This window comes from Rhodococcus sp. Q1 (genome assembly GCF_004153645.1).
GTDB lineage: Bacteria > Actinomycetota > Actinomycetes > Mycobacteriales > Mycobacteriaceae > Rhodococcus > Rhodococcus gordoniae.
Window position 1 is genome coordinate 454965 of record NZ_SDMJ01000003.1, and the last position, 17895, is coordinate 472859.

At 68.3% G+C, this 17895-nt stretch carries 17 protein-coding genes; 10 read left to right on the top strand and 7 right to left on the bottom strand.

Annotated elements, in window-relative coordinates:
• The first annotated feature begins 132 nt into the window (after window positions 1-132).
• The gene (locus EQ874_RS10650; protein ID WP_064064899.1) at window positions 133-1110 is read left to right on the top strand and encodes a heme o synthase; all 978 of its coding nucleotides are present in this window, start codon (window positions 133-135) and stop codon (window positions 1108-1110) included.
• Between the two features lie 77 nt (window positions 1111-1187).
• Here the strand turns inward: EQ874_RS10650 and EQ874_RS10655 are convergent, their stop codons facing one another.
• The gene (locus EQ874_RS10655) at window positions 1188-2153 is read right to left on the bottom strand and encodes a quinone oxidoreductase (protein WP_129976719.1); all 966 of its coding nucleotides are present in this window, start codon (window positions 2151-2153) and stop codon (window positions 1188-1190) included.
• A gap of 23 nt (window positions 2154-2176) precedes the next feature.
• Between EQ874_RS10655 and EQ874_RS10660 the strand changes: the two genes are divergently transcribed.
• Window positions 2177-2518: a hypothetical protein gene (locus EQ874_RS10660; RefSeq protein WP_016934848.1), complete on the top strand. Its 342-nt coding sequence runs from the start codon at window positions 2177-2179 to the stop codon at window positions 2516-2518.
• 71 nt (window positions 2519-2589) lie between these two features.
• On the opposite strand, the gene EQ874_RS10665 is transcribed toward EQ874_RS10660, so the two are convergent.
• The 4 genes from EQ874_RS10665 to mptB all read right to left on the bottom strand — a co-directional run bounded on the left by EQ874_RS10665 (window position 2590) and on the right by mptB (window position 7026).
• On the bottom strand, window positions 2590-3555 hold the full coding sequence (locus EQ874_RS10665) for a COX15/CtaA family protein (RefSeq protein ID WP_129976720.1): 966 nt from the start codon (window positions 3553-3555) through the stop codon (window positions 2590-2592).
• Between the two features lie 68 nt (window positions 3556-3623).
• Window positions 3624-4421 carry an ABC transporter permease gene (locus EQ874_RS10670; RefSeq protein WP_064064897.1) on the bottom strand — a complete coding sequence of 266 codons (798 nt, stop codon included), beginning with the start codon at window positions 4419-4421 and terminating at the stop codon, window positions 3624-3626.
• The gene (locus EQ874_RS10675) at window positions 4418-5362 is read right to left on the bottom strand and encodes an ABC transporter ATP-binding protein (RefSeq protein ID WP_064064896.1); all 945 of its coding nucleotides are present in this window, start codon (window positions 5360-5362) and stop codon (window positions 4418-4420) included. The genes EQ874_RS10670 and EQ874_RS10675 overlap by 4 nt, the downstream gene beginning before the upstream one ends.
• Before the next feature lie 11 nt (window positions 5363-5373).
• Window positions 5374-7026, bottom strand: coding sequence for a polyprenol phosphomannose-dependent alpha 1,6 mannosyltransferase MptB (mptB, locus tag EQ874_RS10680; protein WP_165369241.1), 1653 nt, complete (start codon window positions 7024-7026; stop codon window positions 5374-5376).
• A 149-nt stretch (window positions 7027-7175) separates the two neighbouring features.
• Here mptB and EQ874_RS10685 point away from each other — a divergent pair, with 149 nt between their 5' ends.
• The 7 genes from EQ874_RS10685 (at window position 7176) to EQ874_RS10715 (ending at window position 13786) form a co-directional block, all read left to right on the top strand.
• Window positions 7176-8000, top strand: coding sequence for a helix-turn-helix domain-containing protein (locus EQ874_RS10685; protein ID WP_129976721.1), 825 nt, complete (start codon window positions 7176-7178; stop codon window positions 7998-8000).
• A 97-nt stretch (window positions 8001-8097) separates the two neighbouring features.
• Window positions 8098-9543, top strand: coding sequence for a Fe-S cluster assembly protein SufB (sufB, locus tag EQ874_RS10690; RefSeq protein WP_016935404.1), 1446 nt, complete (start codon window positions 8098-8100; stop codon window positions 9541-9543).
• Window positions 9544-10773, top strand: coding sequence for a Fe-S cluster assembly protein SufD (sufD, locus tag EQ874_RS10695; protein WP_129976722.1), 1230 nt, complete (start codon window positions 9544-9546; stop codon window positions 10771-10773).
• Between the two features lie 51 nt (window positions 10774-10824).
• Window positions 10825-11613, top strand: a complete 789-nt coding sequence (gene sufC, locus EQ874_RS10700; RefSeq protein WP_016934996.1) for a Fe-S cluster assembly ATPase SufC — start codon at window positions 10825-10827, stop codon at window positions 11611-11613.
• Window positions 11614-11617: 4 nt separating this feature from the next.
• Window positions 11618-12871, top strand: coding sequence for a cysteine desulfurase (locus EQ874_RS10705; protein WP_129976723.1), 1254 nt, complete (start codon window positions 11618-11620; stop codon window positions 12869-12871).
• A gap of 4 nt (window positions 12872-12875) precedes the next feature.
• Window positions 12876-13370 (top strand): Fe-S cluster assembly sulfur transfer protein SufU, encoded by a 495-nt coding sequence (gene sufU, locus EQ874_RS10710; RefSeq protein WP_064064891.1) that lies wholly within the window; start codon window positions 12876-12878, stop codon window positions 13368-13370.
• Window positions 13367-13786 carry a metal-sulfur cluster assembly factor gene (locus tag EQ874_RS10715; protein ID WP_064064890.1) on the top strand — a complete coding sequence of 140 codons (420 nt, stop codon included), beginning with the start codon at window positions 13367-13369 and terminating at the stop codon, window positions 13784-13786. Before sufU ends, EQ874_RS10715 begins: the two co-directional genes overlap by 4 nt.
• A 56-nt stretch (window positions 13787-13842) precedes the next feature.
• On the opposite strand, the gene EQ874_RS10720 is transcribed toward EQ874_RS10715, so the two are convergent.
• Both EQ874_RS10720 and EQ874_RS10725 read right to left on the bottom strand, forming a co-directional pair.
• The gene (locus EQ874_RS10720) at window positions 13843-14862 is read right to left on the bottom strand and encodes a Ku protein (protein WP_064064889.1); all 1020 of its coding nucleotides are present in this window, start codon (window positions 14860-14862) and stop codon (window positions 13843-13845) included.
• A 98-nt stretch (window positions 14863-14960) separates the two neighbouring features.
• Window positions 14961-16076: a lycopene cyclase family protein gene (locus tag EQ874_RS10725; RefSeq protein ID WP_129976724.1), complete on the bottom strand. Its 1116-nt coding sequence runs from the start codon at window positions 16074-16076 to the stop codon at window positions 14961-14963.
• Window positions 16077-16243: 167 nt separating this feature from the next.
• On the opposite strand from EQ874_RS10725, the gene EQ874_RS10730 reads away from it, so the two are divergent.
• Window positions 16244-17875 (top strand): ABC-F family ATP-binding cassette domain-containing protein, encoded by a 1632-nt coding sequence (locus EQ874_RS10730; RefSeq protein ID WP_064064887.1) that lies wholly within the window; start codon window positions 16244-16246, stop codon window positions 17873-17875.
• Window positions 17876-17895 lie beyond the last annotated feature (20 nt).

Genomic DNA, 17895 nt, shown 5'->3' on the forward strand with positions numbered 1-17895 from the left:
TGCTCCGAACGGGTCGATTCGGTCCGGGCAACGGTCCGGTCTACCATCGTTCGTAGTAGAGGAGCGTCCGGAACCGGGCGACCGTGAACGGGCGAAACGAAGGTGCGGATCCGCGTGGGACAAGGAGACAGTGTGCGGGCAGGGCGACGGCCGGGAGGACACGGCTTCGGCGCCCCCGAAGCGCCGAGCGCCCCGCGCTCCGACACCGCGTGGGGCCGGATCTCCGGCACCGTCCTCGCCTACATCGCGTTGACGAAGCCGCGCGTGATCGAACTTCTGCTGGTCGCGACCATTCCCGCGATGCTGTTCGCCGATCGCGGGAACGTCGACATCGTGCTCATCCTGAGCACATTGTTCGGCGGCTGGATGGGCGCCGCGAGCGCCAACTCGCTCAATTGTGTCGTCGACGCCGACATCGACAAGGTGATGAAACGCACGGCGTTGCGTCCGCTGGCCCGGCAGACGGTGCCGACGCGCAACGCCTTCGTCTTCGGCATGGTGCTCGGTGTCGCGTCGTTCGTGTGGTTGTGGTGGCGGGCCAACCTGCTGGCCGGCGTCCTGGTCGTGGCGACCATCGCGTTCTACGTGCTCGTGTACACGATGGTGCTCAAGCGCCGGACCTGGCAGAACGTGGTCTGGGGCGGGGCGGCCGGGTGTATGCCCGTGATGGTCGGCTGGGCTGCCGTGACCGGTTCGCTGAGCTGGGAACCGGTCGTGCTGTTCCTGGTCATCTTCTTCTGGACGCCGCCGCACACCTGGGCGCTCGCGATGCGCTACAAGGAGGACTACAAGGCCGCGGGCGTGCCGATGCTGCCGGTGATCGCCACCGAACAGCACGTCACCAAGCAGATTCTGATGTACACCTGGGCGACGGTGATCGCGACGCTGGTGATCGTCCCGGCCGCCGGGGTGATCTACGCGGCGGTCGCGCTGCTCGCGGGCGCCTGGTTCCTGCTCGTCGCCCACCAGCTGTACAACAGCGTGCGCGGCGGAGCGTCGGTCAAGCCGCTCAAACTGTTCCTGCAGTCCAACAACTACCTCGCGGTGGTATGTCTCGGTCTGGCGATCGATTCCGTACTCGCACTGCCCACGATCGGCTCCTACTTCTGATCGTCACTCACACGACGACTGCTCCACGACGACGCCCCGGCCGAACGGCCGGGGCGTCGTCGTGTGGGCTCGGTCGATCACGGGATCAGGACGATCGAGCCGGTGGTCCGGCGTCCCTCGAGATCGATGTGGGCACGGGCGGCCTCCGCCAGGGGGTAGCGCGCACCGACACGGAGCTTCAGCGACCCGTCGGCGAGCGCCGCGAGGACGTCGCCCGCACGCCACAACAGCTCGTCGCGGTCTCGGGTGTAGTGCGCCAGGGTCGGGCGGGTGACGAACAGTGATCCCGCCGGGTTGAGGCGCTGCAGGTCGAAGGGAGGGACGGGTCCGCTCGCAGCACCGAACAGGGCGACCGTGCCGCGCACGCGGACCGACGCCAGCGACGACTCGAAGGTCGCGGCACCGACACCGTCGTACGCCGCGGCCACCCCCTCGCCGCCCGTGAGGTCGCGCACGTGCCCGGCGAGGTCGTCGCCGTAGTGCAGTACCTCCGTGGCGCCGGCCTCCCGTGACAGGGCTTCCTTCTCGTCGGACGACACGGTGGTGATCACCCGCACACCCTTCGCGACGGCGAGCTGAGTCAGGATCAGCCCCACACCGCCTGCACCGGCGTGGACGAGCACCGTCTCGCCGGGCTGCGCCGCGTAGACGGAGTTCAGGAGGTAGTGCGCTGTCATGCCCTGGAGCAGGACGGAGGCGGCCTGGTCGGCCGGTACGGACTCCGGGACCGGGACCGCGATGTTCTCGGGGACCCGGACGAGTTCGGCATAGGAAGCGGGCGCCGCGCACCACGACACGCGGTCACCCACCGCCGTGTCGCGGACGCCCTCGCCCACCGCCACGACCGTGCCGGTGCCCTCCGAGCCGGGGATGTAGGGCAGGTCGGTGGGATAGAGACCCGTGCGGAAGTAGGTGTCGATGAAGTTCACGCCGATCGCGTCGGTGCGGACGAGCAGTTCTCCGAGGCCGGGCTCGGGGTCGGGTCTTTCGACGGAGACGAGGACGTCGGGACCACCGTGCTGTGCCACTTCGATCGCATGCATGCGGCTCACAGTATTCTGCAGACATGAGCGTGGAAACCCAGGTCGTGGCCGCACCGGCCGACATCGTCTCGTCCATCCGCAGCTTCGTCGCGGCGCACGGAGGTTCCGGCAAGGCCGTGCTGCAGCCCATCGGTCTGTCGGGCGTCCGGATCACCGTGGTCGCCGCCGACGGCACCCTCGGCGACCGTGTCGCGAAGGATCTGCCGACGGCGCGCGCCATCGTCGAGGAAATCCCTGACGTCACGGTCTCGGAGTGGGACCGTGAGGTCACCAGCATCGCGAACCCGCAGAAGGGGCACTGGGCGAGGATGGCCGGCTGGGTGGCGCGTCAGACCAAGTTCCCGAAGGCCCGCAACGAGCGCTGACGGACCCGACACCCGTACGACGATCGCGGCCCCCTTCCCGAATTCGGGAAGGGGGCCGCGCCGGCTGCCGGTCAGACCGGAACGGGCTCGCGATCCGGGATCGTCGTGCGTGTCCGTCCGGCGGCCCAGACCGCGGCGGTGGCCGCCGTGCACAGTCCGGCCCCGGCGACGTGGCAGACGACCAGCACGGCGGGCACGTCCGTCCAGAACTGCACGAGGCCGATGCCGGCCTGCGCGACCACCAGGGCGAGCACGACCTTCAGACGGAGCGTGACGGCTCGCGGGGCGTGGACCGCGTAGACGGCGAAGGTCAGGCCGATCAGCAGCGCGAGATAGCCGACGAGCGCCTCGGCGTGCAGATGGACGAGATTGGTGATGTCGAGCGCGAGGCGCGGGACGGGATTCTCGACGCTCTTGTCGCCGGCGTGCGGACCGGCGCCGGTGACCATCGTGCCGAGCACGAGGACCACACCGAGCGCGACTCCCGACAGTGCGGTGAGCCATCGCAGCGGCGGGGGCAGCACCTGCACCACCGTGCCGTCGTCCGGCTCGCTCACCTTCGCGTAGAGCACCGTTGCCAGCCACACCATGAGCATCGACGCGAGCAGGTGGATCGCGACCGTCCACCAGGCGAGCCCGGCCAGCACGGTGATCCCGCCGATGATCGCCTGCAGCACGGTGCCCGCGGGCATCACCCATGCCCAGGCGATGACCTCCTTGCGGCGACGGGCCCGGGTGACGGCCAGCACGATCGCGGCGGCGACGGCCACGACCACGAAGGTCAGCAGCCGGTTGCCGAATTCGACGATCTGGTGAAGCGTGTTCACCCCGCTCGACACACCCACCGGGACCAACGAGCCGGGGAAGCACTGCGGCCAGGTGGGGCAACCCAGTCCGGAGGCGGTGACGCGGACGACCGAGCCGGTCACGGCGATGCCACCCTGGGTGAGAATCGTGAGGAACGCGATGATCTTCTGCGTCCGCAACGAGGGCAGGGGAAGACGGTCGACAAGGCTCAGGTAGCCGCGATACAACACGATTCGATGGTACGGCGTGAACCACTACACGCTGTAGTTGGGTTGCGCCGGATCGGGTATCCCGGCGCTCAGGTGAACCGGAAGCATCTCGCCGCGGCGGTGCCGCCGATCACCGTCCACACCACGAGCGCGACGATCGACAGCCAGTCGAACACACCCGTCGTGGCGCTCTCGAGCGCAAGGGTCAGCGCCCCGGACGGGACGATCCGCAGCAGGTGGGCCACCGCTTCCGGGATCACGTCGCCGAGCACCACGATGCTGCCGATCCCGAGCAGTACGAACCACACGATGTTCGCGAGGGCGAGCACGATCTCGGCACGGAGCGTTCCGCCGAGGAGCAGACCCAGTGTCGCGAACATCACCGTGCCGAGGGCGATGACGACCGCCCCGATGAGCAGATCGACGGGGGAGGGTCGCCAACCCAGCGCCAGTCCTATCGTTCCGAGCAGCACGGACTGCAGGGCGACGACTATCCCCACGGCCGCGCTCTTCCCGGCGATGATTCCCCACTTGGGAAGCGCTGTCGCGCCGATCCGCTTGAGGGCGCCGTAGCGCCGGTCGAAGCCCACGGCGATCGCCTGCCCGGTGAACGCCGTCGACATCACCGCCACCATCATCACCGCAGGCAGCACGCGATCGACCCGCGAGTCGCCGAGATCGCCGATCGGCAGCAGGGACAGCCCGATCAACAGGGTGATCGGGATGAACATGGTCAGCAAGAGTTGCTCGCCGTTGCGCAGCAACAACTTCAGTTCCATGACTGTCTGCGCCGCGAGCATCTTCGACGGCGAGTTCGGCTGCGGTCGCGGGGTGAACGTCCCCTCCGCGAACCGGTTGTTCGCCAGACGATCGTGGGTCACGCTCACCCTCTCAACTCCCGACCGGTCAATTCGAGGAAGACGTCCTCGAGGCTGCGCTGATCCACCCGGATCTCGGTTGCCAGTGCTCCCAGGCTCGCGCACCAGGTCGCTGCCGCCGCCACGACCGACGGTTCGATCGTGCCCTCCACGAGATACCGCCCGGGATTGTCCTCACGGACCCGATGAGTGCCGGCAAGGGTCGACTGCAGTGCGCTCAGGTCGAGGCCGGCAGGCGCGGTCAGCCACAGCTGGCCCTCGGCGCCGTCGCGGGTGACCTCGTCGGGCGTGCCCGCAGCGACCACCCGGCCGTGATCGATGATGACGATCTCGTCGGCGAGTTCCTCGGCCTCGTCCATGAGGTGAGTGGTGAGCAGCACGCTCACGCCGTCGCGGCGCAGGGCGTCGATCAACTCCCAGACGAGCAGCCGGGCCTGAGCGTCGAGGCCGGCCGTCGGTTCGTCGAGGAACACCAGTTCGGGGCGCCCGACCAGCGCGCACGCGAGCGCGAGACGTTGCTGTTGTCCGCCCGACAGTCGGCGGTAGGGGGTGCGGCGGGCGTCCGTGAGCCCGAGGCGCCGGAGCAGCCAGTCCGGATCGAGGGGGTCGGCCGAGTACGCCGCGACCAGGTCGAGCATCTCGCCGGCCCGTGAACCCGGATAGGCGCCTCCGCCCTGCAGCATCACCCCGATCCTGGGGCGGAGAGCGTCGGAATCGGCGACGGGGTCGAGACCCAGGACGCGGACGATACCGGCGTCGGGAGTGACGAACCCCTCGCACATTTCCACGGTGGTGGTCTTACCGGCGCCGTTCGGACCGAGAAGGGCGAGCACCTGGGCGCGTTCGACGGTCAGGTCGAGACCGTTCACGGCGGTGACGCCCCCGTAGGTCTTGACGACGCCGTCCAGGCGCACGGCCGGTACCGCACCGGCGGGAGAACTCGGGATCACAGGGTTCCAGCCTAGGCGTCCGCTGTTTCCGCCGGACGCGGTGGTGTGCGCTCCTGCAGTCGCCACGGCAGTCGGGAGCGTGTCGCGACGATGATCAGACCGACCACGACGATGGTCGCTATCGACGCCTGGACGATGATGAACGGTTGGTACTCGCTGCCGTTGGGCATGAGGATCATGCCGACCACGGACGAGAACGCGATGGTGGGGATCCGGAACACCGGGCGCGTCGCCCAGGCGGCGAGCGGGATCACCGCCCACAGCAGATACCAGGGTTGTACCACCGGGAAGAGAAGCACGATCGCGCCCAGCGACACGCCCAGCGCACCCACGGGATGGATCCGGCCTGTCAGCACCGCGAGCAGCATGCGCACCGTGATGAAGGCCGCCACCAGTGCGGCGATGGGGCGCGTGATGGACAGCACGGCCGTCGTGTGGTCGCCCAGGCCGAGCAGCACGCCCCCGAGACCCGTGCCCATGCCCAGGAGGGTCGGGATCGACATCCAGCTGCGGACCTCGGTGGCGGTCCCGAGGGTCTTCGTCCAGCCGAAGCCCAGACCGCTGCCCCAGCTCACGGCCACGATCACGACGCCGGTCCCGACACCGAGGATCACTGCGGCGAGGATCACGGCGCGGAAGGTGGCACCCCACTTGCGGGCCAGGGCCATGCCGACGAATCCCAGCGCGAGCAGCGAGGGCACCTTGATCATCGACGACAGGGCGATCAGTGCCGTGCCGGCAGCGAGCCATCCCGCGAGACGCAGACGCGACACGGACTCGTCGGCCGGGTGGACCGCCCGCAACGAGAGTTCGACGCCGGCGAGCATGAGGCCGAGCATCAGGGCTTCGTTGTGGATGCCCGCGACCAGGTGGAACAGCAACAGCGGGTTGGCTGCGCCGAGCCACAACGCGCTCACCGACGCCACCCCGCACCGGCGGGCCAGCCGAGGCAACGCCCATACGATCAGGGCCACACCGGCGAGCGCGAGCAGTCGGTGGACGAATATGCCGGCCACGATGTTCTCGCCTGTGACGTAGGTGATCTTCTCGCCGAGCCACAGGAAGGCCGGACCGTAGGGGGCCGAGGTGTCGCGCCAGATGTTCGGCACCGTCCGGGTCAGGACGTGGTCGACGCCCAGCGCTCCCGCCGGTCCGATCGCGTAGGGATCGAGTCCGCGTGCCGCGATCTCGCTCTGCGCGAGATAGGAGTACACGTCCTTGCTGAACATCGGTGGTGCCACGACGAGCGGGAGAATCCACAACAGCAGGGTGCGGTCGAGTTGCGACCGGGACAGTCGGCGCACGGGACCGGCCGGCGCGCTCCGGCCGATGGCGAATCGTCCGAGCAGCAGCCAGGCGAGGATCACCAGCGCCGTACCGATCATGGTCGTGGTGAGCGCGGCGCTCGGCATGCGCGCCGCCAGCCCGAGAGCTCGTACTCCCTGCACAGGGTTCTGCAGGACCGGCTGCGCCCCGGCGCCGAGCGCGCCGACCGCCATGAGCACGGCACCGGTGGCGCCGAGCAGCCGGATACGGTGCAGATACGTGTTCTCCGTCGCGTCGAGTCCGCGCCCTTCGGCCTCGTCGCCGTGCAATACGACGGAGACGTCGGCATGGGGACCGGGGGCCTCGAGCCCCAGGGCGCGTCGGACCCACGTGTGCAGGTGTTCGCGGACTCCCGATCGGCCCGACGACGGAGGAGTCGTGCGCGGGGCTGACAGGGAAGGAGTCGACTGCACGTCAGAAGCGTAACGGGAGGGTGGATGTGGTTTCCGCGGACTCCGGGATGAGGGTGTAACAAAGGGCACCCTTGGTGGACCGTGCTTCCGAATTCCGTCACACTGGTGTTGTGAAATACCCGTCCGACACCACCGATGCCGCAGAACGCGCAGGTCACGTACCTGTCGCGGCGGCGTCGCGCGTCGAGGACGTACGCAGGAATCCTCCGTCGACCGGTCGCGAGATCCCGGAGGGGCAGACGCGCGCCGCGGTCGTGCAGCTGCTGCTCGAAGAAGGCCCGATCACCGCGCCGGAGATCGGCGACCGTCTCGGCCTGAGTGCCGCCGGTGTGCGACGCCATCTCGACGCGCTCATCGAGTCCGGCGAGGCGCAGGCCGCCGCACCTCCGCGCAGGCAGGGCCGCGGTCGCGGCCGGCCGGCACGTCGCTTCCAGCTCACCGCCGTCGGGCGCGCCCGGCTCGGCCACTCCTACGACGATCTCGCCACCGCCGCGATGCGTCACCTCCGCGAACTCGGTGGCGAGGCCGCCATCGAGGATTTCGCTCGTCGGCGCGTCGATTCCATCCTCGGCAACATCGCCGCCGCCGATCCCGACGAGGAACCGGACGTCGAAGAACTCGCGGAAGAGATCGCCGAGGCATTCACCTCGTCCGGATTTGCCGCGTCCACGCGCAAGGTCGGCGCGGGTGTCCAGATCTGTCAGCATCATTGCCCCGTCTCGCACGTCGCCGAACAGTTCCCGGAGCTGTGCGAAGCGGAGCAGGACGCATTCGTGAAGATCCTCGGCACGCACGTCCAGCGGCTCGCCACGATCGCGAACGGCGACGCGTTCTGCACCACACACGTGCCGGTCCTGCCCCGTCAGGACAAACCTCAGCGGGAGCCGCCGTCACGGTGAGCCGCCCCGCCCGCCGTTGTTCGGCCTCGAAACATCCAGTTGTTGACCGTCGGCGTACAGCCCCCGCCGACCCCACCAGACTCCGGAAGGAGCTCGCATGACCGTCGCATCGGATCAGACGTCCGGCGCCGCGCCGCTGACGCAGGAAGAGACGATCGATTCTCTCGGACACTACGAATACGGCTGGGCGGACCCCGACACCGCCGGTGCCACGGCGCAGCGCGGCCTGTCCGAAGAAGTCGTGCGGGACATCTCGTCGAAGAAGAACGAACCCGAGTGGATGCTCGACATCCGTCTCAAGGCGCTGCGCACCTTCGACAAGAAGCCGATGCCGGTGTGGGGTTCGAACCTCGACGGGATCGACTTCGACAACATCAAGTACTTCGTGCGCTCGACGGAGAAGCAGGCCGCGAGCTGGGACGAGCTCCCCGAGGACATCAAGAACACCTACGACCGGCTGGGCATCCCGGAGGCGGAGAAGCAGCGCCTGATCGCCGGTGTCGCCGCCCAGTACGAGTCCGAGGTGGTCTACCACCAGATCCGCGAGGACCTCGAGAGCCAGGGCGTGATCTTCCTCGACACCGACTCGGGTCTGCGTGAGCATCCCGAGCTGTTCAAGGAGTACTTCGGCACGGTCATCCCGGCCGGCGACAACAAGTTCTCCGCCCTGAACACCGCGGTGTGGTCGGGAGGCTCGTTCATCTACGTTCCGCCGGGTGTACACGTCGACATCCCGCTGCAGGCCTACTTCCGCATCAACACGGAGAACATGGGCCAGTTCGAGCGGACCCTGATCATCGTCGACGAGGGCGCCTCGGTGCACTACGTCGAGGGCTGCACCGCGCCGATCTACAAGTCCGACTCGCTGCACTCCGCAGTGGTCGAGATCATCGTCAAGAAGGGCGGTCACTGCCGCTACACGACGATCCAGAACTGGTCGAACAACGTCTACAACCTGGTGACCAAGCGCACCAAGGTCGAGGCCGGGGGCTCGATGGAATGGATCGACGGCAACATCGGTTCCAAGGTGACGATGAAGTACCCGGCCGTGTGGATGATGGGCGAGCACGCTCGCGGTGAGGTGCTCTCCGTGGCCTTCGCCGGCGAGGGTCAGCACCAGGACACCGGCGCGAAGATGCTGCACCTGGCTCCGCACACCTCCTCGACCATCGTGTCGAAGTCGGTGGCGCGCGGCGGTGGACGTGCCTCCTACCGCGGCCTCGTGCAGGTCAACAAGGGAGCCCACGGCTCGAAGTCGACGGTCAAGTGCGACGCGCTGCTCGTCGACCAGATCAGCCGCTCCGACACCTACCCGTACGTCGATATCCGTGAGGACGACGTCACGATGGGTCACGAGGCGACCGTCTCGAAGGTGAGCGACGACCAGCTGTTCTACCTCATGAGCCGCGGACTCGACGAGGACGAGGCCATGGCCATGGTGGTGCGCGGGTTCGTCGAGCCCATCGCCAAGGAACTGCCGATGGAGTACGCCCTCGAACTCAACCGCCTGATCGAACTGCAGATGGAAGGGGCAGTCGGCTAAATGACTGCGGAAGCGAAGAACGCTCCGGCTACCGGAGTGCAGGAAGCCGTGCGCGGGGAGAACCGTGCCCCGGCGATCGACAACGCCGGCAAGCCGGCAGTCAACAAGGGCGAGGTCTTCACGTCGTTCGATGTGAACGCCTTCGAGGTTCCCTCGGGACGCGACGAGGTCTGGCGGTTCACCCCGCTGCGCCGCCTGCGCGGTCTGCACGACGGCACCGCCACCGCGACCGGCACCGCGACCGTCGAGGTCACCCCGGTCGACGGCGTGCAGGTCGAGACCGTCGCGCGCGACGACGCGCGGCTCGGACAGGCCGGTGTGCCGTTCGACCGGATCGCAGCGCAGGCCTACTCGGCGTTCGAGACCGCGACCGTCCTCACCGTCGGCCGCGAGGTCGAGGTCGCCGACCCCGTCACCGTGACGATCACGGGACCAGGCGAGGGAGCCGTCGCCTACGGTCACGTGCAGATCCGGCTCGAGGAGTTCGCCAACCTCACGCTCGTCATCGACCAGCGCGGTAGCGGCACCTACGCCGAGAACATCGAGTTCGTGCTCGGCGACAGCGCGCAATTGAAGGTCGTCGCGGTGCAGGACTGGGCCGACGACGCCGTGCACGTCGCCGCGCACCACGCCCGCCTCGGCCGCGATGCCGTGCTCCGTCACTTCACGGTGGCGCTCGGCGGCGATCTTGTGCGCGTGTCGGCGACCACCAAGTACGACGGTCCCGGCGGCGACGCCGAACTGCTCGGCCTGTACTTCGCCGACGCCGGTCAGCACTTCGAACAGCGCCTGCTCGTCGACCACTCGCAGCCGAACTGCAAGTCGAACGTCGTGTACAAGGGTGCGCTGCAGGGCGATCCGGCCTCCGGCAAGCCCGACGCGCGCACCGTGTGGATCGGCGACGTGCTCATCCGCGCCGAGGCCGAGGGCACCGACACCTTCGAGCTCAACCGCAACCTGGTGCTCACCGACGGAGCGCGCGCCGACTCGGTGCCGAACCTCGAGATCGAGACCGGTGAGATCGTCGGTGCCGGTCACGCGTCGGCGACCGGCCGCTTCGACGACGAGCAGCTGTTCTACCTGCGTGCTCGCGGTATCCCCGAAGAGGAAGCGCGTCGCCTCGTCGTCCGCGGATTCTTCCACGAGCTGCTCGAGCGCATCACGGTCGCCGAGGTCCGCGAACGGCTCGAGGCCGCCATCGAGGCGGAACTCGCCGCCGTCGGCGCCTGACGGCCGTCTCCCCGTACTCCCGATACCTCTCCACTAAGGAAACGCATTTCGATGTCCACACCTTCGAACGTCCTCGAGATCAAGGACCTGCACGTCCGTGTCGCTCAGACCGACGAGAACGCCGAACCCATCGACATTCTCAAGGGCGTCGATCTCACGGTCCGCTCGGGTGAGACGCACGCCATCATGGGCCCCAACGGCTCCGGCAAGTCCACCCTGTCGTACGCGATCGCCGGCCACCCCAAGTACGAGATCACCTCGGGCAGCATCACCCTCAACGGTGAGGACGTGCTCGAGATGAGTGTCGACGAGCGCGCCCGCGCCGGCCTGTTCCTCGCGATGCAGTACCCGGTCGAGGTGCCCGGCGTGTCGATGTCGAACTTCCTCCGCACCGCCGCGACCGCCGTGCGCGGCGAGGCTCCCAAGCTGCGCCACTGGGTCAAGGAGGTCAAGCAGGCGATGTCCGAGTTGGACATCGATCCGGCCTTCGGCGAGCGCAGTGTCAACGAGGGTTTCTCCGGTGGCGAGAAGAAGCGCCACGAGATCCTGCAGCTCGGTCTGCTGAAGCCGAAGATCGCCATCCTCGACGAGACCGACTCGGGCCTCGACGTGGACGCGTTGCGCGTCGTCTCCGAGGGCGTGAACCGCTACCAGGAGAACGAGAACGGCGGCGTTCTGCTCATCACCCACTACACCCGTATCCTGCGCTACATCAAGCCGCAGTTCGTGCACGTCTTCGTGGGTGGCCGCGTCGTCGAGTCCGGTGGCCCCGAGCTCGCCGACGAGCTCGAGACCAACGGCTACGTTCGTTTCACCCAGGCAGCAACGCAAGGAGCGTGATCGGATGACGGTGCCGGTGCGGACCTTGGACATCGCCCGGATCAGGGCGGATTTCCCGATCCTCGCGCGCACGGTGCGCGACGGCAAACCCCTGGTCTACCTCGACTCGGGGGCCACCTCCCAGCGTCCGGTGCAGGTGCTGGACGCCGAGCGTGAGTTCCTCGCGACGCGGAACGCGGCCGTGCACCGCGGTGCGCATGCGTTGTCGGAGGAGGCGACCGACTCGTACGAGGACGCCCGCGCTGTCATCGCCGCCTTCGTCGGGGTCGACGTCGACGAGGTGGTGTTCACCAAGAATGCCACCGAGTCGCTCAACCTCGTCGCCTACGCCTTCGCCGACGACCGGTTCCCGCACCGGCTCGGACCGGGTGACGAGATCGTCGTCACCGAGCTCGAGCACCACGCGAACCTCGTTCCGTGGCAGGAACTCGCGCGGCGCACGGGTGCCACCCTGCGCTGGTACGGCGTCACCGACGACGGCCGCATCGACCTCGACTCGCTGACGCTGACCGAGTCCGTGAAGGTCGTGGCGTTCACGCACCAGTCGAACGTCACCGGCGCGGTCGCCCCCGTCGAGGAGATCGTGCGGCGCGCGAAGGAGGTCGGCGCGATCGTCGTGCTCGACGCGTGCCAGTCGGTGCCGCACATGGCCGTCGACTTCCACGCGCTCGGAGTCGACTTCGCCGCCTTCTCCGGCCACAAGATGTTCGGTCCCTCGGGTGTGGGTGTCCTCTACGGACGACGCGACCTGCTCGCCGACGTGCCGCCGTTCATCACCGGTGGCTCGATGATCGAGACGGTCACCATGGAGGCGACGACCTTCGCCGCACCGCCGCAGCGGTTCGAAGCCGGTTCCCCGATGTCCTCGCAGGCCGTGGGGCTCGGTGCCGCCGTGCGTTATCTGCAGGAGATCGGCATGGACGCGGTGGCCGCGCACGAGCACGAACTCACCACTGCGGCGCTCGCCGAACTCGCCGGCATCGAGGGCGTGCGCATCATCGGTCCGACCACCGCCGACCAGCGCGGTGGGGCCGTGTCGTTCGTCGTGGACGGAATCCACGCCCATGATCTCGGCCAGATCCTCGATGACGAGGGCGTCGAGATCCGGGTCGGGCATCACTGTGCCTGGCCGTTGCACCGCCGCTTCGGGGTGGCCGCGACCGCCCGCGCGTCGTTCGCCGTGTACAACACGCCGGACGAGGTGCAGGCACTCGGCGCGGCGATCCGGCGCGCCCAGAAATTCTTCGGGGAGGCGTGATCCGATGCGGATGGAGCAGATGTACCAGGAAGTGATCCTGGATCACTACAAGCACCCGCATCACCGCGGGCTGCGCGAACCGTTCGGCGCCGAAGTACATCACGTCAACCCGACCTGCGGCGACGAGGTGACGCTGCGTGTGCATCTCGACGGCGACACCGTTGCCGACGTCTCCTACGACGGCCAGGGGTGCTCGATCAGCCAGGCGTCGACGTCCGTGCTCACCGACCAGGTGATCGGTGCTCCGCTGGGCGATGCGCTGAAGATGGTCGACGGGTTCGTCGAGATGGTGAGCAGTCGCGGCACCGTCGACGGCGACGAGGAGTTGATCGGCGACGGCATCGCGTTCGCCGGCGTGGCGAAGTACCCGGCGCGCGTGAAGTGCGCGTTGCTGGGCTGGATGGCTTTCAAGGACGCGGTCGCGCAGACCGTGGACGCCGCCTCCGACACCCTGACGGACGGCGCGCACACCCTTTCGAGCGAAGGACAGAACCGATGACCGAACCCGCACCCGGCACCGTGAACACCGACGAGGATCCGACGGCCGACGCCGGCGCGGACGAGACCTCGACGCTCGTCGCGGCCACGGCCCCCCCGCTGGATCCGGGCCGCCTCGACGAACTCGAGGAAGCGCTGCGCGACGTCGTCGACCCCGAACTCGGCATCAATGTCGTCGATCTCGGTCTCGTCTACGGGATCTCCGAGGCCGACGAGATCGTGACCGTCGACATGACCCTCACGTCGGCGGCGTGCCCTCTCACCGATGTCATCGAGGATCAGGCCAAGGGCGCACTCGTGCGCAGCGGTCTGTGCGACGAACTGCGTATCAATTGGGTGTGGATGCCGCCGTGGGGTCCCGACAAGATCACCGACGACGGACGCGAGCAGCTGCGCGCACTCGGGTTCACCGTCTGATCCGGCTGCCTCCGGCTCCGAGCCTCGGCGCCTGATCTCCGACTTCTCGTCGGGGGTCAGGCGCCTTTGCGTTCGCCGGAGGTCTTCTTGGCAGCTGTCTTCTTCGCAGGACTCTTCCTGGCCGCCGTACTCGTGGACGCGGTCTTCTTCGCGGTGCTCTTCTTCGCGGGACTCTTCTTCGCCGTGCTCTTCGATGCGGTCTTCTTCGCGGGAGCCTTCTTCTTCGCGCCCTCGTCGTCTTCGTCGTCCTTCGAGGACTTCTTCCCGTCCGAGGACGAACCGGACGGAACCTTCTTACCCGCCGCGTCGACGCTGCGCTGCAGGGCAGCGACGAGGTCGAGCACCTCGGCGTCCTCCTCGTCGGTGTCGGGTTCGGCGACCTGGAAGACCTTCTCGCCACCGCGCGCGAGGGCCTCGTCGATCAGCGTGCGCAGCTCCACCTGGTATTCGTCGGTGAACTCGGTGGGATCGAAATCGTCGGACATCGATTCGACGAGGGTCTCGGCCATCGCGAGTTCGCGTTGTTTCGGCTTCTCGATGTCGTCGAGCGACTCGAACTCGGCCGCGCGTACCTCGTCGGGCCACAGCAGGGTCTGCAGGATGAGCAACCCGTCGCGGGTGCGCAGCGCCGCCAGTCGCGTGCGCTGACGAAGCGTGAAGTGCACCAGCGCCGTCCGGTCGCTCTGCTCGAGGGTCGCGGCGAGCAGGCCGTAGGCCTTCGGCGACGACGAATCGGGCTCGAGATAGTAGGACTTCTCGAACAGGATCGGATCGATCTGTTCGGTGGGCACGAACTGCAGGACCGGGATCTCGTGCTTCTCCGCCGCGGGAAGCTTCTCGAAGTCCTCGTCGGTGAGCACGACCCGCTCGCCGTCCTCGGAGTCGTAGGCCTTGTCGATCTCCTGGTAGGGAACAACCTCACCGCACTCGGTACATACGCGCTGGTACTTGATCCGCCCGCCGTCCTTCGCATGCACCTGGTGGAAGGTGATGTCGTGTGACTCGGTGGCCGAGTACACCTTCACCGGCACGTTGACGAGGCCGAACGCGAGTGAGCCTTTCCAGATCGACCGCATGTGTCCATCATGATCGACACCCCGGGAGAACGCTGGAAAGCTGCGAAACTCACCGGGCGGCTCGTCGAGACATTCGCCACACCGTCGTAGCCGGGAGATCAGCGGAGCGACCGCAGGATCGTCATGCGCCGGGGCCGGGGTAGCACCCGGAACAGCCGCCACATCGCGCTCGCCACACCCGACGCATCGTCACGACCCGACAGATACGCCCGTTGCTGCGCGACCGGCAGGTCGAAGAACGCGTCGAAGAACTCGATCGCACCGTGCGCGTCGAGTCGCAGCAGGACCCGCAATCCCATCTGCCGCATCGCCGCCACCGAACGGGCGCGGGCAGACCACAGGACATGCTGCGGGTCGTCGCCGCGGCGCATCGCGTCCACCACCGCATCCGCGGTGGACAGCGCCGTGGCCACCGCGTATCCCGTGGCCGGATGCATGAGACCGCCGCGGGCACCGAAACCGATCACCCCGGGCGACGTCGGTGTGCCCTCCACCGCGAAGCGCACCCGTTCGACCCGTTCGTCGCCGGTCGTGCACACCCCTCGTGCCGCGAGCCGGACACGGAGGCGTCGTTCGAGTTCGCCGAGGTCGAGTGCCGGGCGCCCGACGAGACAGGTCTCCTCGAGGATCGTGCGGCCGTCACCGACCGGCACCGCGTAGAGGAAGGACGGGACATCGTCCGGAGCGGTCCCGTTGTCGCGACGCCAGTCCATGAACCAGGCGTCGTGCCCGTCGAGGGCGGGTGCCGCGGTCGCGTCGTCCACGATCACGCCGAATGCCGTCTGCTGGGCGCGCTGCGGATCGGCAGGAACCCCGCGGGCGTCGACGACGTAGCGCGCACACACTCGGCGCCCGTCCTCGAGGACGACACCCTCCGATCCGACGTCGCGTACGCGACCCCGGACCACCGCGACTGCGCCGAGGTCGAGCACGTCCTGCAGCCGCGCCGTATCCAGCACCCGGTAGACGCGATCGAGGAGGCGGGGCCCGGTCGTCCACACGGCGGGTCTGCCGATGTGCGACGCCACCGTCTCCGCAGGTAACCAGGCCGGCAGCTCGTCGGCCCACGCCGCGTAGGTCGCGGTCCACCGACGCTGCGGGCGCACGTCGACGGCCGTCACGGACAACCCGGCCGCGGCCGCGCGGAACGCCAGTGCCCGGCCGGCGGGGCCGAGCCCGGCCACGACGAGGTCGGTAGGGGGACGGTGCGTCACGGGCGCCAGCCTAGGTCGCCCGCCGGTGGGGGCAGGGGTGCGCCGCGGGAGGGTAGCGAATCTCACCGTGAGGGTGGGGCCGCGCCACGGTAAAATGAGTGGTTCGTGTGCCCGGCTGTTTGCCACCATGGCACCCATCCACCGTCTTTCTTCCTAGGAGCCCGTGCGTGATCACCGCTACCGACCTCGAAGTCCGCGCCGGCGTGCGGACGCTGCTCACCGCCCCCGGCTCGGGGCTGCGGGTGCAGGCCGGGGACCGGATCGGCCTCGTGGGACGCAACGGCGCCGGCAAGACCACGACCCTGCGAATCCTCGCGGGTGAAGGCGAGCCCTACGCCGGCACCGTGATCCGCTCCGGCGACATCGGGTACCTGCCCCAGGACCCCAAGGAGGGCAATCTCGACGTCCTCGCCAAGGACCGGGTGCTCTCGGCGCGAGGCCTCGACGAGATCATGCGCAGCATGGAGAAGCAGCAGGCGCTCATGGCAGAGGCCGTGGACGAGAAGATCCGCGACCGCGCCGTGCGCAAGTACGGGTCACTCGAGGAACGCTTCGCGACCCTCGGTGGATACGTCGCCGAATCCGAGGCCGCGACCATCTGCCACAGTCTCGGTCTGCCCGACCGCGTCCTCGGCCAGCCCCTGCACACGCTGTCGGGTGGTCAGCGCCGCCGTGTCGAACTCGCCCGCATCCTGTTCGCGGCCTCGGACGGGTCCGGCGGAAAGTCCGACACCACGCTGCTGCTCGACGAACCGACCAACCACCTCGACGCCGACTCGATCACCTGGCTCCGTGGCTTCCTGCAGAACCACGACGGCGGGCTCATCGTCATCAGCCACGACGTCGACCTGCTCGCCGACGTGGTGAACAAGGTCTGGTTCCTCGACGCGGTGCGTGGCGAGGCCGACATCTACAACATGGGCTGGAAGAAGTACCTCGACGCACGTGCCACCGACGAGCAGCGTCGTCGCCGCGAGCGTGCGAACGCAGAGAAGAAGGCGTCCGCGTTGCAGAAGCAGGCCGCCAAGCTCGGAGCCAAGGCCACCAAGGCCACGGCCGCCCAGAACATGGCGAAGCGCGCCGAGAAACTTCTCGACGACCTCGACGACGTGCGGGTGGCCGACAAGGTCGCGAAGATCCGGTTCCCGACGCCTGCTGCATGCGGCAAGACCCCGCTGATGGCGAAGGAACTGACCAAGGTCTACGGTTCGCTCGAGATCTTCACCGGTGTCGACCTCGCGATCGACCGCGGCAGCCGCGTGGTCATCCTCGGCCTCAACGGCGCCGGTAAGACCACCCTGTTGCGTCTTCTCGCCGGAGTGGAAACCCCCGATCTCGGCGAGCTCGTCCCGGGCCACGGTCTGAAGATCGGGTACTTCGCCCAGGAACACGACACCATCGACGACTCGGCGTCGGTATGGGAGAACATCCGGCACGCCGCGCCGGACGCCGGCGAACAGGACCTGCGGGGACTGCTCGGCGCGTTCATGTTCACCGGCCCCCAGCTCGAGCAGCCCGCGGGAACGCTCTCCGGCGGTGAGAAGACCCGGCTGGCGCTCGCGGGGCTCGTGTCGTCGGCGGCGAACGTGCTGCTTCTCGACGAGCCGACCAACAACCTCGATCCGGTCTCACGTGAGCAGGTGCTCGACGCTCTGCGCAGCTACGAGGGTGCCGTCGTGCTGGTCACCCACGATCCGGGCGCGGCCGAGGCGCTCGATCCCGAACGGGTGATCCTGCTTCCCGACGGAACCGAGGACCACTGGTCCCAGGAATACCTCGAACTCATCCAGCTCGCCTGATCGGCTTCGCTGGTCCGATC

Coding starts and splice junctions, on each gene's coding strand:
- EQ874_RS10655 (WP_129976719.1), bottom strand. CDS start 2,153: ATGCATGCGATCGAAGTGGCACAGCACGGTGGTCCCGACGTCCTCGTC.
- EQ874_RS10660 (WP_016934848.1), top strand. CDS start 2,177: ATGAGCGTGGAAACCCAGGTCGTGGCCGCACCGGCCGACATCGTCTCG.
- sufB (WP_016935404.1), top strand. CDS start 8,098: ATGACCGTCGCATCGGATCAGACGTCCGGCGCCGCGCCGCTGACGCAG.
- sufD (WP_129976722.1), top strand. CDS start 9,544: ATGACTGCGGAAGCGAAGAACGCTCCGGCTACCGGAGTGCAGGAAGCC.
- sufC (WP_016934996.1), top strand. CDS start 10,825: ATGTCCACACCTTCGAACGTCCTCGAGATCAAGGACCTGCACGTCCGT.
- EQ874_RS10705 (WP_129976723.1), top strand. CDS start 11,618: ATGACGGTGCCGGTGCGGACCTTGGACATCGCCCGGATCAGGGCGGAT.
- sufU (WP_064064891.1), top strand. CDS start 12,876: ATGCGGATGGAGCAGATGTACCAGGAAGTGATCCTGGATCACTACAAG.
- EQ874_RS10715 (WP_064064890.1), top strand. CDS start 13,367: ATGACCGAACCCGCACCCGGCACCGTGAACACCGACGAGGATCCGACG.
- EQ874_RS10720 (WP_064064889.1), bottom strand. CDS start 14,862: ATGCGGTCGATCTGGAAAGGCTCACTCGCGTTCGGCCTCGTCAACGTG.